Here is a 14,234-nt window from a genome sequence, read left to right on the forward strand (position 1 = left end):
CGGATTTTTTGTTATTGCTGAAACAGTATTTTTACATTATTAAGATCGGAAAAACCGAATTAACTAATATAAAGTTTACAATTCCACCAAATCTGATTTTTTGATCTATTCAATCACCTAAAGATGATAACTGAATGACAAAAGAGCAGTTCTTCAGCCTGCCTAAGAAGATGAAGGTTGAGGCCCTAAAATTCAAGGGTCAAGTTGAGGAAATTATAAAAATATTCAAAAACCCCAAGCTTCCGCTGACTGGCAATACAGCGTAAAATAGCAGTTTATTGTCTTTTTATATTAGGTGTTTTCTCAGTGCAGAGTCCTTTAAATGTAGATCAACTCGTTATGGCGCGCGACCGCCATCGTTTAAATCGACTCCAAAAAGGTAAAGATGCGAATCTAAAACAATACGAAGAATTATTTGAAAAATCGCATGCCAAAGTCATGCAGCGTATTGAGCGTATTCCTGAGATTAACCTCAATCAGGATCTGCCTGTCAGCCAGTATGCTGACAAGCTGATTGAAGCCATCCAGCAGCATCAGGTGATTATTGTGGCGGGTGAAACCGGTTCAGGTAAGACCACGCAGTTACCTCAGATTGCGATGCTGGCGGGTCGGGGGCTGACGGGTCTGATTGGTCATACCCAGCCACGGCGTCTGGCTGCCCGCAGTGTTTCGCAACGTATTGCCGAAGAGGTTGGGGAAAAGCTGGGAGAATCTATTTCCTTTAAAGTCCGTTTTAACGAGCAGGGCTCACAAGACTCTATAGTTCGTTTGATGACTGACGGTATTTTACTGGTAGAGCTGGCCCACGACCGTTTCCTGACCAAATATGACACTATCATTATTGATGAAGCCCATGAGCGCTCGCTGAATATCGACTTTATCATGGGCTATCTCAAGCAGCTATTGCCACGTCGTAAAGACTTAAAAGTTATCATCACTTCTGCAACGCTGGATGTAAACCGTTTTAGTGATTACTTTAATGGTGCACCAGTTTATGAAGTGGAAGGGCGCAGCTATCCGGTTGAAGTCCGCTATCGTCCGATTTCAGAAATGAGCATTGGCGGCAGTGATGATGATGAGTTTGATGACTTTGAGGAAAACCTGCCGCGTGCAGTGGTTCGGGCCGTTGAAGAGTGTTTTGAAGATGCGCAGGAAAAAGGTCATCCTGAACATGCCGATATCCTGATTTTTGCCAGTACTGAACAGGAAATCCGTGAGCTGCAGGAGACTTTGCAGAAACATGGTCCAAGGCATACCGAAGTTCTCCCTTTATATGCCCGGCTGGCGTTGGCTGACCAGCAAAAAATCTTCAATCCTTCCGGTGGGGGACGACGGATTATCATTGCAACCAACGTGGCAGAGACGGCACTGACCGTTCCGAATATCCGTTATGTAATTGATAGCGGTTTTGCTCGTATTTCACGCTACAACTATCGTTCACGGGTGCAGCGTTTACCGATTGAAGCTGTTTCCCAGGCGGCTGCCAATCAGCGTAAGGGGCGTTGTGGCCGTATTGCGCCAGGTGTCTGTATCCGTCTATATAGTGAAGAAGACTTTTTAAGCCGCCCTGAGTTTACCGAGCCGGAAATTAAACGGACCAACTTGGCCTCGGTGATTTTGCAGATGCAGAGTCTGGGCCTGGGCTCTCTGGAAAATTTCGATTTTATCGAGCCGCCTGATCATCGTCTGGTTAATGATGGCCGTAAGCTGCTGGTTGAATTAGGAGCGATGACTGAGAAAGGTTCTTCTAAAGTGACTGAAGAAAAGCCATCGGCGACTTCTTCCGCTTTAAAAAAAGGAGGAACACAAGGTGGATTAACCAAAATCGGTCAGCAGATGGCAAAAATGCCGATTGACCCGCGTCTGGCACGGATGATTCTCGGTGGTGCGCATTTTGGTGCGCTGAATGAAGTGCTGGTTATTGTTGCAGCCTTGGCTGTACAAGATCCGCGTGAGCGCCCCGCAGACAAGCAGATGCAGGCTGATCAGAAACATGCATTATTCCGTGAAGCAGATTCCGACTTTCTGTTTTATTTAAAACTCTGGGAAGCCCTGCACAATAACCGCGAAAGCATGAGTGAAAATAAACGCCGTAGTTTTGCGCGTAATCATTTCCTTAGCTGGTTACGTCTGCGTGAGTGGAAGAAAACCCATGAGCAGCTGGTGGATTTGGCCAAAGGATTAAAGCTGTCTTTTAATGAAAAGAAAACCAGTTATGAGAATCTGCACCGCGCGCTTTTAACTGGTTTACTCTCTTTCATTGCCAATAAGACCGATGAACGCAATGTATTTATGGCAGTGCGTCAGCAAAAGGCACGTATTTTCCCGGCTTCGACCTTACATAAAACCAATACGCCTTGGGTCATGGCCTTTGAAATGGTCGAAACTTCACAGGTGTATTTGCGTACCTTGGCGAAGATTGAACCAGAATGGATTTTGCTGGCCGCGCGTGACTTGCTCAAGCATCATTATTTTGAGCCGCACTGGTCGAAAAAAGCCGGCGTGGTCAATGCCTATGACCAGATTTCTTTATTTGGCCTGATTATTGAGCCAAAACGTCCGGTGAATTATGAAAAAGTCGATCAGGCCGCAGCGCACGAGATTTTCCTGCGTGATGCTTTAACCACAGGTCATCTGGGCATCAATCCGCCATTCCTGAAGCATAATCTGCTCAAACTGGAAGAAGTGGAACGGGTTGAAGACAAGTTGCGCCGCCGTGATCTGGTGGTCGATGAAGAAACGATTTACCAGTTTTATGCCTCGAAAGTACCGCCGGAAGTGGCCAGTCGACGCAGTTTTGAAGACTGGCGTGCGACGGTCGAGCCACATGAGCCGCGTTATCTGTTTGTTGATGATGATGCCTTGTGGCTAAATGACCGTCCGACGACACAGCAGTTCCCTGACTATTTGCGTAATGGTGAATTACGTCTGGCCACCAGCTACCGTTTTGATCCAAGTCATGATGAAGATGGGGCGATGGTGAAGATTCCATTACAGGCATTGCCGCAAGTCGATGAAAATGTTTGGTCATGGGGTATTCCGGGTTGGCGTCTGGAGCTGATTGAAGCGCTATTAAAAAGCCTGCCTAAAGAGAAACGCCGTGCTCTGGTGCCAATTCCAGATACAGCGCAAAAGCTGGTCGCCCGGATTGATGCGGTACATTTGCAAGAACATATTTTCAGTTTTCTGGCTTTCCAGTTACGCGGCGAGCAGATCAGCGAAAAAGATTTTAGCTTTGAGCGGGTCGAGCAATACCTGCTGCCACTCATTAAGGTGGTAGATGAAAAAGGCCGTGTGATTGAACAGGGCCGTGATTTGACAGAGTTAAAAGCACGCTGCCGTACAGAAACCCATAGTCCGGTCAAACAGCTGAAAGGTGAATTTAAAACCTTCCCGGAAAACTTTGTTTTTGAAGCCTCGCAAAAAGTCACAGGCGTGATGGTGAAGCAATATCAGGCACTGGTGCCGAGCAAAAAATTTGCTGTGCTGGAACAGAAAGATGAATCTGGTGTGGTCATTCAGACCTTTAATGATCAGGCTGAGGCCGTCAAACAGCATCGGGAAGGAATTATCCGGTTGGTGCATATGCAGCTGGGTGATCTGGTTCGCCAGCTGAAAAAGCAGATTTCCAAACCGTTGGCGCTGGCGTATTCGCCTCTGGGAGACAAAGCCCAGTTAGAGCAAATGTTAGTTTATGCCACACTGCAGATGTCAGTTAAAGAACTGCCTGTCAATGTGCAAGAGTTTCAAAAAACAGTGGAAGATGTAAAAAAATCTTTCCTGATATATGGGCAAACTGCGCTCAAAGAGATCACGGATATTTATATTCAATGGCAGGAAATTCGTCGTAAACTCCTGGTGCTCGACGCTTCTATATTTGGAAAAAATATCGATGATATTGAGGACCAGCTTGATTTGATGAGTCTTTCTGACTTTGTTTACCAGAAACCATCCGACGTATGGCTGGAATTTCCACGCTATTTGAAAGCCTTGATCTTGCGTTTAGAGCGCTTGCCCAATAACCTACAGAGGGATGATTCCGCCATTGACCAAATTGATCCGTGGATGGAAAAATTATTTAAGTTTAAAAATGACGCTCGCCTTAAAGAATTGTATTTTATGGTCGAGGAGTTAAGGATCTCATTGTTTTCACAACCCATGAAAACGAAAACACCCATTTCTCCAAATCGCCTGCAAAAAGTATGGGAACGTCTGGGAATCAGTTAAGATATAGGTCATTTTGAGAAGGAGTTTTACATGGGCATCCGCATTACAGGTACTGGCTTGTTCCATCCAGAAGAGGTCATTACCAATGAAGAGTTAGTTGAAAGTTTAAATGCTTATGTGGAACTGTATAATCACGAAAATGCCGACAAGATCGCAGCAGGCGAACTGGAAGCGCGTCGTGGTTCTAGCGCAGAATTTATTGAAAAAGCATCAGGTGTACAGCGCCGTTATGTCGTTGAGAAAAGCGGGATTCTAGATCCGAAACGTTTACGTCCAAATTTACGTGAACGTTCAGATGATGAAATCTCACTTCAGGCGGAATGGGGCGTTATTGCTGCTCAACAGGCCATGGAGAATGCCGGTGTAACTGCTGAAGATATTGATATCGTAATTTTGTCATGCTCCAACCTGCAACGTGCTTATCCGGCCGTGGCGATTGAAATTCAGACGGCTTTGGGAATTCAGGGCTATGCCTATGATATGAACGTCGCCTGTTCAGCAGCGACCTTTGGTCTGAAGCAGGCGCATGATGCGATCAAAGCGGGCAGCGCACGTCGTGTGTTATTGGTAAATGTGGAAATTACTTCTGCACATACCGATTTCCGTTCACGTGACTGTCACTTTATTTTTGGTGATGTGGCCACCGCTTCCATCATTGAAGATACAGAGACTAAAACCGGTTTTGAAATTGTGGATACCCAGCTTTTTACCCAGTTCTCGAACAATATCCGCAATAACTTTGGTTTCCTGAATCTCTCAGAAAATGCAGATATTGATGATAAGCGTTTCCGTCAGGACGGCCGTAAAGTCTTTAAAGAAGTGTGTCCACTGGTGGCGAAAATGATCACTGCCCAGCTAGAGAAAAACCAGATTGTACCTACAGATGTAAAACGCTTCTGGTTGCACCAGGCCAATGCCAGTATGAATGAACTGATTTTGAAACTGGTGGTGGGCAAAGAAAATGCCAAACCGGGTCTGGTACCGATCATTCTGAATGAATTCGCCAACACCTCTTCTGCAGGGGTAATTATTGCTTTACACCGTACAGCAAATGAAGTTGAAGATGGTGAATATGGCGTGCTGTGTTCATTTGGTGCGGGCTATTCTGTAGGCTCAATCCTGGTACAAAAGCATGTTGCCTAAGCCAGAAGTGCTGTTACAGGTCTACTGTAATGCACATCGCTAATTCATTATATCTAGAGCCTCATTGCGGTTCCGATAATGATGAATAAGGGGTAAAAGAAATATCAAATGGCTATGATCAGTATGCTGATCATGGCCATTGTTATGTGCTGCTATACTCAAATAATGCTTTTCTCAACACTTATCTTTTTGTTTTTAGCCTATGCTGCCGTAATCTATTACCCATGGGCAGACTTTGGAGGAATTGATCAGCTTTCGTGACCGTTCACAACTCGAACTCTCTGAGGTTCAAGCAATTACTGTCAGGTGTCTGCAAGATCATTTAGGGGCCTTTTTTTAATTTTTACTTTGCTTTACAGTAAGTCGAAATAGTTTAAAAATAATAATTGGTTTTTTAAGCCTGCACGTGCAGAACTGTTTTTTAAAGACAATCGCTTCTAGGCCTATGACTCAATATGCTTCAATAGAAAAATAAAATGATGGGGATTCATATATGGAACAGGATAGCCTGCTACGGCGTTTAAAGCAGTCCGCTCAACAAAGTCTCAGTATTTTCCCCAATCTGAACGAACTTTATCTCGATCAGATGGCGCTGATTGGCCAGCTTAATGCGCAAAACCTGTTCAAGATTTATCAAGAGCAGCACCGGATTGATCTGCTCAATGGAATGTTTTATATCCAGTTTTATACGCCCAAGGAGTTAGATCAGCAACGGGCACATGTCTTGGCGGAGGCTCATTTTGATTTTAAACAGGCCAAAGCCGAAGCGCTGGAAGATTTCTTTTTTCAAGATATTTACTTTTTAACCGGTGATTTAAAACCACAGCATTCGCTTTTTTTAAGAGACAAGGCCAAGTCTTTACGCCAGATTCTTATAGATCAGGTCTATGCCTGGGTAGAGGGGCCGAAGCGGGTTGCTGAATGTTTGAGCCAGATGTCAGCTGTTCAAGCCGAAATTATGGACTCTCTGATGATTCAGGCAGAGCTGTATCATCAACCGTTGCTGTATGCCTATGTCCAGCATGGACAAGAAATTCCTGTCGAGATTCTGAACCGCTTGCAGCAGGTTTTTTCCTTACACTACTTACAGTCGAATGAGTTCCTGTCGATTCAATCCTTGATGGATAGTTTAGATGAATTTTGTTTTAGTGCAGCCGAGTTCTTGCATCCGGCGACTCTCCGGATTATGGCATTATCTTTTGAGAACCGTTTTAACCTGTATGAGCTGAATGAGCATATCGATGATATTCGACTGTTATATCGTCATGCTGAAGAGCAAAGTAATCTGTTGGGCTTTGTTCGTTTAATGAACCGCGAGGTCTGGCAACGGGATGACTTGTTATCCAAGCGCAATTTTCTGGAAAATGACAGTTATTTGTGGCAAAAAAAGGTGGCCAATTTCCCCCTATTTGATTGCAAGCGCACGGTTAACTGGCTATTTAAACAGTCTGCCGAGGTGCTGGATTGGCTGAGCATGAATATTCAGCACAGTAGTGTACGGGTGGCCGCGACCGCTTTAAGCTTTATTGATAGCCATCATATTCATCCACAAATCATTCTGGCCACCCTGCAATATTTTCAATATGTGGCAGCGCGTCTGTTCATTCATAGTGCGCATCAATATGCGATTCAATATGACTGGTTTCAGCATCAGCAGAATCAGAAGGTTGCCCTGAAAGGTACTGGCCAAGCCTATGAAGATCAGCGTATTGCCATTAGCCCCTCCATTTTGTATCTGGATGAATGGAGAGGCTTATTACGGGATATGGCACTGAATGATCATATGACTAAAAAGGTGTATACCAATTTAAGCCGGGTCATGCAGGCATTTATGCAACATTTATATAAAGTCACTCAGGATCTGCCAGTAGATGTACTGGCCTATATTCGCCCGCAGACACAGCAGGACCGCGATTTTTATCATGTATTGCAGCGGAACCGCATTCCTTTTGTAGAGTTTCGAAAGCGCTTTTATTTACAGAACCGGCATGTGCGTGAGTCAGTTTTTGAGGGTTATGTGCGTGATTATTTACCGGAATATTTTTCTACTCATGCTGATGTGGCTAAAAATCTGACTTGGAGCAGCCTGTTTGCCCAAGCCGTAGCGTGGCATAACCATATTCAGAAACAAGAAATTGTCGCCAAGCTTAAAAAGGAGTTTGCCCTAGCTAGCTGGACAGCACGTACCCAGGCACCGTTTTTACTGTATTTTAATTGGCGCTTTGAGGAATTAAAAAGTTTAGACCGGATTCTTGAAGAAGCTCGAATATTCAGGAATTGTCTGGCTGCAAGTTACGCACAGCGGATCGTTGAAGGAGAATATGTGGCCTTTCGAATGTCACATCCTGATATTCATTTACCGCTGATTTTGGGTTGCCAGTTACAGGATGGGCATGTAATTTTTGACCAGCTGGAGTATCCGAACAATCAAAAAGCGGAACTGGAATACATCAATATTGCCCAGCATTTTATTGACTGGCTCAACCTGCAAGCCTGACCGGATTTAGGCCTTTTCCGCCGTGATGCTTAACTTTTCCGCCAAAAATCGTTAGGCTATAGCCGTTCTTTTAGGGTATCTCTTTTTATGAAACAGGAAACTGCGCTTAAGTTATTAAAAGCAGGAGAAAATGTCTTTTTAACTGGTTCTGCAGGGGCAGGCAAAACCTATACGCTCAATCAATATATCAATTATCTAAAAGCCCGTAAGGTCTCTGTCGCAATTACGGCCTCGACCGGTATCGCGGCGACGCACATGAACGGGATGACGATTCACACTTGGGCGGGTATCGGGATTAAGGACTTTTTGTCTGACGAAGACTTAAAGCGCATGAAAGAGCGTAAATACCTGAAAGAACATCTGGAAAATGCGCAAGTCCTGATTATTGATGAAATCTCCATGTTGCATGCCAAGCAGCTGAATTTGGTCAATCAGGTACTGAAATATTTCAAGGAAAGCGATGAGGCTTTTGGCGGCATTCAGGTGATTGTAGCAGGTGACTTTTTCCAGTTACCGCCAGTGGGTAAAAATGATGAGCGTAATCGGGACAAATTCTGTTTTATGTCTGAAGCTTGGGTCGAAGCCAAGTTTCGGGTGTGTTATCTGACTGAGCAGCATCGTCAGGGCAATGATTATCTGAATGACATTTTAAATGCGATTCGTGCTCAGGCCATTACGCAGGAGCATCTGGCCGCACTGCATAGCACACGTCAGCAAGAAATCGGCGAGACTTATACGCGTCTGTATACCCATAACATGGATGTGGACAGTATTAACTTTAAACATCTGAATGAAATTGATCAGGATCCACGGCAGTTCGATGCGCAGTGTGATGGAAATGAAAAACTGATTGAAACCTTAAAATCATCCGTGCGAGCCCCCGAGGCTTTAACTCTGAAAAAACATGCCAAAGTGATGTTCGTGAAAAATAACTTTGATATGGGTTATATCAACGGCAGTTTGGGGGAAGTCATTGGTTTTGAAGATGATGATGAATATGGCATTCTGCCTAAAGTGAAACTCACCGATGGAACCACCTTGCTTGTTGAGCCTGAAACCTGGTCAGTCGATAATGAAGCGGGTAAAACCATTGCCAGTTTCCAGCAGATTCCCTTACGTCTGGCCTGGGCCATTACCATTCATAAATCTCAAGGCATGACATTAGAGGCGGCTGAAATTGACCTCAACCATACCTTTGAAAAAGGGCAGGGCTATGTGGCGCTATCACGTTTAAAGACCTTAAGTGGATTACGCCTGAAAGGTTTTAATGAACAGGCTTTAGAGCTTGACAGTTTGGCGATTAAAGCAGATCGCCGTTTTCAGGAACTGTCTGATGAAGCCGAGGCTAATTTTTCCCATGTCGATTTGACTACTCAGCATAAGGCCTTTATTCGTCACTGCGGCGGAACCTTGAATGAAACTGAAATTCAGCGTAATGAAAGGAAAATTGCCAAAAGTGGCGCTAAAACCAATTATGCCACTGCCACGCTGGATGAAACCCGTGAACTGTTTGAAGAAGGCTATGAAATTGCTGATATTGCGACAGAACGTGGTCTGACGCCTGCAACCATTATTAATCATTTGGGCCGTTTGCAGAAGGAACGAGGACTGGATATTTCAATCGCTCATCCGGGGGAAGAGGTGGTTGAGCAAGTGCGCAAGATTTATAAACGTCTGACTAAACGCCAAAACTCCGATCATTTTAATGATGATGGCAGTATCAAATTACGCCCGATTGTCGAGCTGACCAGTCCGCGGATGGGCTATGATCAGGTGCGTCTGGCCTTACTGTTTGTTGAATAACCTTGCGTGAAGTACTGAAGATGGATGTTTGATAAATACTTTATCATTTATCCGGCATTCCATCTTTTTCAACTTGAATTAACAGATTAAAATAGAAAGTACTCTCAATCACAATTTGCACGAATATGGTATTTACCACGTGGTACTCACTCAGAAAATTCGTTTATAACAATTTACATAATGAAGAATACGAAACAAAATTTAGCCGAATCATCAACTATTTTTTAATTTTACTGATCATTAGTAATGCCAGCGCCGTATTATTGGAATCAGTAAATGATATTTATCAATCTTATTCGTTGTTTTTTGATTTATTTGAATATTTTTCTATCCTGATTTTTTCTATCGAATATCTCTTGCGTTTTTGGTCTATCGCGGAAGAGAGTCCCTTTGAAAGTGCATGGAAGAATCGCCTGAATTGGGTAAAAAGCGGTGGAGCAATGATTGATTTATTAGCCATTCTACCGGCTTATATCAATTTTTGGGTGCCGATCGACTTACGTTTTCTCAGAATTTTACGGCTGTTACGACTGTTAAAGTTGACTCGGTATTTTGTATCCTTGCAAATTCTCTTGCGCGTGATTGAACGTGAAAAAGGTTCTTTTCAGGCAGTCGTATTTATTTTGAGCATCATGATTGTCATGGCAGCCGCCTGTATATATGTGGTTGAGAGCAAGGCGCAACCAGAGGTATTTACTTCAATTCCGGCTTCTATGTGGTGGGCGGTGGTCACACTCACCACTGTGGGGTATGGAGATGTAACCCCTATTACGCCTGTAGGGCGTTTTTTGGGTGCACTTATTACCATTTTAGGGGTAGGGTTAGCCGCGTTGCCAGCGGGTATTTTAGCCACGGGTTTAACGCATGAATTGGAACAACGTAAACAAAATCTGGAATTAAAGTTTAGAGAATTATTACAAAATGCTGAAATCGATTTATTGATTGATCAAGAGAAAATTGAAAATATTCGTAAAGAGGTCGGACTGAGTATGGAGCAGACGCAGGATATTATTTTTCAATTGATGCGTGAGCAACGCGAAGAAGCATTACAGCAAGAGCGGGAACACTATGCTTATTGTCCACATTGTGGGAAAAAACTACCGGATTGAAATGCTTATCCAAAGGGCTTAAAACTATTCTAATAGGTGACTGCTTAAGCTTCGGAACGGAAATTATTGAGTACATGGCTGCGATAAATGGATATGCCAGGAAGCTGAAATAGGGGTGTTTCAGGGCATCTTCTTTTTCCTGGATTACGCCTTGTTGCACTTGATGCGAATTCACTTCCATTATCTGGTTCCAATCAATAACGATAAAATCCCGGCTGCAATCAATGGTCCCACCGGTACCCCGCGCAGGACAGCTACACCTGCGACTGTACCAATCAACAGGCCGGCCACTACATCTGGCTGATTTGCCATCAGTTTGACCCCACGTCCACCGAGCCAGGCCACAAAAAGACCAATACTAATCGCCAGTAAAGATTTCCAGCTAAGAAAAGATTTCAGAATGCTTTCCCCAGGAATTTTTCCACTCGCAATCGGGGCCAATACGCCAATCGTTAAAATAATAATCCCGATATTTAGGCCGTGCTGCTGAACATAAGGAAGTAGGTCATGCAGTGGCGTAATTTTAAGTACAATCAGCACCGCTGCAGCAATGGTCACTGCACTATTATGGCTAAATATACCGCAAGCCAGTAAAACCAAAAGAACAATCAGGTTTAAATCAAGTTGGGACATAGGAGATAGAAAAATGAAACTTCACAGGATTATAGGCTTTTTAACCTGAGAGGGGGAGAAAAACCGGACAGCGCAGAATCTTGATGGAATTTCAGTATAGAATGCGCCTATCTCCCGTTTAAGCAGGTTCAAACAGATGCTATTAGAGAAAATGTTGCAATCACAAGGTTTCGGTTCACGTAAGCATTGCCAGCAACTAATTAAGAATGGTGCTGTTTCAATTCAGGGAGAAATCATCGATGAACCCAAATATAAGCTCAATCTGCAAGACCTTATATTTAGTGTCTATGGTCATGAACATCGCTACCGGGAAAAAGTCTATATCGCTTTAAATAAGCCTCAAGGCTATGAATGTTCCCATCAGGCCACACATCACTTCAGTGTTTTTGACCTGTTTGACGACATTCTGTTGAATCGCGGCCTGCAATGTGTGGGTCGTCTGGATCAGGATACCACCGGGCTGTTACTATTGACAGATGATGGTCAGTTTCTGCAAGCCCTGACGCACCCGAAAAAGCATGTGGCAAAGGTTTATCAGATGACCACAGCCGATCCGATTACAACGGAGCAGATTCAGCAGCTGGAACAGGGAGTTGAGCTAAGAAATGAAAAAGGTATCTTTGCAGCGACCCATATCAGTCGTCTGGATGAAAAACGTTTACAAATGACCATTCATCAAGGGGTGTATCATCAGGTTAAGCGTATGCTGGCTGCAGTGGGAAATAAAGTTGAGCAGCTACATCGTGCCCAGATTGGGGCATTGGCATGTAATGACTTGGGGGAGGGGGAATGGATTTATTTGACCGAAGAACAGGTGGCTCAGGCAAAATTCCGTTCAGAATAACAAGCGCAAGTTAAAAGGTTTATTTTAAAAAGCAGTGGTAAGTCTGAAACTCATCATCTTTAACAAATCCCATGGATTCATACAAGTGGCGGGACTGGTAATTGTTCTTTTGGGTTTCCAGACTGATTCTTAAGGCCTGTTGATGTTTGGCAAATAAAACTGCTGTATCAATCAACTGTTTGGCTGCGCCCTGACGGCGATAAGCCGGGCTGATATAAACATCATCCAAAATATAATAAGTGGAACAGGCGACTGAGGAAAAACCTAAATACAGCACAATAAAGCCAATTAAGGCCTCATCTTTAGTATTAATGAAAATAACGGTTTGACCATCTTCAAAACGCTGTTTCAGGAATTGATGGGAAAGATCAAAATTGGAAGAAGCACCATAAAACTGGCGATACTCATCAAATAAAACAGCCAGATTATGCAGATCTTCCGACTGGGCACGTCGTACAATCATTGGCTTACTCCATGCTAATTTTGCTTGATCATTAGCATAAAGCATAGCGAAATTAGCCAGAGGAAGGACTTAAGAATTGTTCCTAAGTGCAACAATGTTAAATTTTGTCGCTTTCACCCAAAATTGCATTAAGTTCTTCAAATAAATCAAGATGATCATCATCTGCAACCAGTTCTTGATGATCTGCTGCCTGAGCAGTAGTAACCGGATGAAGGGCTTGCTCTGCTCTCAGTTCATTTTGCTTCAGTTTGCGCAATTTAATCAGCTGCTCCAGATCGATATTCTGGTTCTCGATGGAGAAAGGAATTGACTTGGTAATAACAACCTGTTTAAAAAACAGCCGCACTGCCTGAGCGGGTGTAATCCCTAATTGCTTAAATACTGCAAAAGCCTGTTTCTTTTCTTGGGAATCCAGGCGAATTTGATAGACTTCAGTTTTTCTCATAATATTTTCAAAGCTTTAAATTACTTAACTTTTCGCATTTATTCTAATCATTTAATGTTGAATTTCAATCTTAAAGCGACCGATTTTAGAAAATAATCTGTAATGACAAGCGATTTACAGTGTCAATTCAAATTTTGAACTAAAACTCATCTGTTGTTCTGTGAGCGGATCCTTAAACTTGAGCTGTTTGGCAAGCAGTTTTAAAGGCTTGGAAAAGTCATGTTCAGCTTTATGCACCACTTCGGGATAAAAAGGATCATGTTGAATCGGGATATTTAAATGATTCAAATGGACGCGCAGCTGATGCTGTTTCCCGGTATGGGGGTGCAGTTCATATTTCGCCCATTGCCCTTTGTGTTCTAGCAATTGAATAAGCGTTTCACTATTTGGCTCACCTTCAACGATCTGCATGGTATAAAAAGGCTGCCCTTTTTCCATTTTCAGGCTTAAAGTCATCGGGAAGTTTAAATCAGGACGATAAGCAGCAATCGCATGATAGGTTTTTTGTACCTGCCGGGTCGCAAACATCTGTTGATAGGCACCACGTGATTCTGCACATTTAGAAATCAGCACAACCCCGGCAGTTTCACGGTCCAGTCGGTGAATCGGGCTAAGATGCTCATTTCCAGTCTGCTGTTTTAGCCGGACGAGTAGCGTTTCCTGTACATACTGTCCGGTGGGACTCATGGTCAAAAAGTGTGGCTTGTCGACCACCAGCAGATGTTCGTTTTCAAACAGAATCTGATGCTGAAAGGGAACATGGACTTCATAAGCCAAAAAGCGATAGTAAAAACAGTGCGTGTTGGGCTGAAAGGGACTCTCTACCGTTAAGACTTGGCCCTGAGCGTCATACACCAGACCGAGCTCAAAGCGGGACCGCCATTCGTGGGGTTCAATGTGCCGGAACTGCTGACATAAATAAGCATAAATGGTCGCAGGACGGGGGGAAACAGCTTGCAAAAAAACTTTACTTGCACTTACGCCATTCAGCATAGGCGGCTTAAAATCAACAGGCGAATGCATGATTAGGTCGCAAGCTCTCTTATTAAAACAGATGCTGTGAAAAAACA

At 43.7% G+C, this 14,234-nt stretch carries 11 protein-coding genes; 7 read left to right on the top strand and 4 right to left on the bottom strand.

Translation table 11 applies throughout. The annotated features are described in order from the left end of the window. Positions 1–134 precede the first annotated feature (134 nt). From NI467_RS14735 to NI467_RS01445, 6 genes are all read left to right on the top strand, one after another. Positions 135–266, top strand: coding sequence for a hypothetical protein (locus NI467_RS14735; RefSeq protein WP_258169994.1), 132 nt, complete (start codon positions 135–137; stop codon positions 264–266). 40 nt (positions 267–306) lie between these two features. After that, a complete protein-coding gene (gene hrpA / locus NI467_RS01425) occupies positions 307–4,227 on the top strand; it encodes an ATP-dependent RNA helicase HrpA (protein ID WP_253150546.1) in 3,921 nt (1,306 codons plus the stop codon). Between the two features lie 30 nt (positions 4,228–4,257). After that, complete coding sequence (locus NI467_RS01430) at positions 4,258–5,370, top strand: beta-ketoacyl-ACP synthase III (RefSeq protein ID WP_253150548.1); 1,113 nt, start codon at positions 4,258–4,260, stop codon at positions 5,368–5,370. A gap of 493 nt (positions 5,371–5,863) precedes the next feature. Next, positions 5,864–7,867, top strand: a complete 2,004-nt coding sequence (locus NI467_RS01435; protein WP_253150550.1) for a hypothetical protein — start codon at positions 5,864–5,866, stop codon at positions 7,865–7,867. Positions 7,868–7,954: 87 nt separating this feature from the next. Then, positions 7,955–9,670 (top strand): AAA family ATPase, encoded by a 1,716-nt coding sequence (locus NI467_RS01440; protein ID WP_151206086.1) that lies wholly within the window; start codon positions 7,955–7,957, stop codon positions 9,668–9,670. Positions 9,671–9,795: 125 nt separating this feature from the next. Continuing rightward, the gene (locus tag NI467_RS01445; protein WP_151206087.1) at positions 9,796–10,779 is read left to right on the top strand and encodes an ion transporter; all 984 of its coding nucleotides are present in this window, start codon (positions 9,796–9,798) and stop codon (positions 10,777–10,779) included. A 180-nt stretch (positions 10,780–10,959) separates the two neighbouring features. Here NI467_RS01445 and NI467_RS01450 read toward each other — a convergent pair whose 3' ends face one another. After that, on the bottom strand, positions 10,960–11,412 hold the full coding sequence (locus tag NI467_RS01450; protein ID WP_151203885.1) for a DUF441 domain-containing protein: 453 nt from the start codon (positions 11,410–11,412) through the stop codon (positions 10,960–10,962). A 136-nt stretch (positions 11,413–11,548) separates the two neighbouring features. Between NI467_RS01450 and NI467_RS01455 the strand changes: the two genes are divergently transcribed. After that, on the top strand, positions 11,549–12,256 hold the full coding sequence (locus NI467_RS01455) for a pseudouridine synthase (RefSeq protein WP_253150552.1): 708 nt from the start codon (positions 11,549–11,551) through the stop codon (positions 12,254–12,256). 19 nt (positions 12,257–12,275) lie between these two features. Here the strand turns inward: NI467_RS01455 and NI467_RS01460 are convergent, their stop codons facing one another. The 3 genes from NI467_RS01460 to NI467_RS01470 form a co-directional block, all read right to left on the bottom strand. After that, a complete protein-coding gene (locus tag NI467_RS01460; protein ID WP_253150554.1) occupies positions 12,276–12,719 on the bottom strand; it encodes an N-acetyltransferase in 444 nt (147 codons plus the stop codon). 97 nt (positions 12,720–12,816) lie between these two features. Then, complete coding sequence (locus NI467_RS01465; protein ID WP_151203882.1) at positions 12,817–13,164, bottom strand: type II toxin-antitoxin system RelB/DinJ family antitoxin; 348 nt, start codon at positions 13,162–13,164, stop codon at positions 12,817–12,819. A gap of 114 nt (positions 13,165–13,278) precedes the next feature. Continuing rightward, entirely contained in the window at positions 13,279–14,187 is a 909-nt protein-coding gene (locus NI467_RS01470; protein ID WP_253150556.1) for a pseudouridine synthase, read from the bottom strand. Positions 14,188–14,234 lie beyond the last annotated feature (47 nt).

It is taken from the genome of Acinetobacter sp. S4397-1 (assembly GCF_024129285.1).
In the GTDB taxonomy this organism is placed as follows: domain Bacteria; phylum Pseudomonadota; class Gammaproteobacteria; order Pseudomonadales; family Moraxellaceae; genus Acinetobacter; species Acinetobacter lwoffii_C.

What these genes read in the sequence shown, in the direction of transcription:
- NI467_RS01455 (WP_253150552.1), top strand. Translation starts at nt 11,549, where the DNA reads ATGCTATTAGAGAAAATGTTGCAATCACAAGGTTTCGGTTCACGTAAG.
- NI467_RS14735 (WP_258169994.1), top strand. Translation starts at nt 135, where the DNA reads ATGACAAAAGAGCAGTTCTTCAGCCTGCCTAAGAAGATGAAGGTTGAG.
- NI467_RS01435 (WP_253150550.1), top strand. Translation starts at nt 5,864, where the DNA reads ATGGAACAGGATAGCCTGCTACGGCGTTTAAAGCAGTCCGCTCAACAA.
- NI467_RS01465 (WP_151203882.1), bottom strand. Translation starts at nt 13,164, where the DNA reads ATGAGAAAAACTGAAGTCTATCAAATTCGCCTGGATTCCCAAGAAAAG.
- NI467_RS01440 (WP_151206086.1), top strand. Translation starts at nt 7,955, where the DNA reads ATGAAACAGGAAACTGCGCTTAAGTTATTAAAAGCAGGAGAAAATGTC.
- NI467_RS01450 (WP_151203885.1), bottom strand. Translation starts at nt 11,412, where the DNA reads ATGTCCCAACTTGATTTAAACCTGATTGTTCTTTTGGTTTTACTGGCT.
- NI467_RS01460 (WP_253150554.1), bottom strand. Translation starts at nt 12,719, where the DNA reads ATGATTGTACGACGTGCCCAGTCGGAAGATCTGCATAATCTGGCTGTT.
- NI467_RS01445 (WP_151206087.1), top strand. Translation starts at nt 9,796, where the DNA reads ATGGTATTTACCACGTGGTACTCACTCAGAAAATTCGTTTATAACAAT.
- NI467_RS01470 (WP_253150556.1), bottom strand. Translation starts at nt 14,187, where the DNA reads ATGCATTCGCCTGTTGATTTTAAGCCGCCTATGCTGAATGGCGTAAGT.
- NI467_RS01430 (WP_253150548.1), top strand. Translation starts at nt 4,258, where the DNA reads ATGGGCATCCGCATTACAGGTACTGGCTTGTTCCATCCAGAAGAGGTC.